Here is a 366-nt window from a genome sequence, read left to right as displayed (position 1 = left end):
AGGGCTTAACGCTTAATACACGGCACATAGTAGTGGTGCTAAATATCTGACGATTGTCTTTGATAAAAGCGTACTTTACGGGCTGTTTTTCGCGAAGTACGCGGTCGCCTTTTTTAGAATCTCGCGCTCCTCTTCAGCCACTTTGAGCTGACGCTTGAGCTGCTTTATTTCTTGAAGAGCACTCATAAGGTCAGGATCATATTGCTCTGTGCCAACAAGCTTGCCTTGATTGGCTTTGTTATGCCAGTTTGATAGCGTTTGCATAGCAATACCTAACTGCTTTGCAGTAGCTGAGATATTGCCATTATTATCTGCTATCTTCTTGACAGCTTCAGCTTTAAATTCGTTACTGTAGGTTCTTAATTT

General features: G+C 42.1%; 1 pseudogene. It reads right to left on the bottom strand.

The window, feature by feature from the left end:
• Window positions 1–366, bottom strand: a pseudogene (locus ACT3SX_RS15605) (transposase); the annotation flags it as partial.

This window comes from Psychrobacter sp. AOP31-B2-9, assembly GCF_052378005.1.
Taxonomy (GTDB): domain Bacteria; phylum Pseudomonadota; class Gammaproteobacteria; order Pseudomonadales; family Moraxellaceae; genus Psychrobacter.
This window is presented reverse-complemented; position numbering and strand designations above follow the sequence as displayed.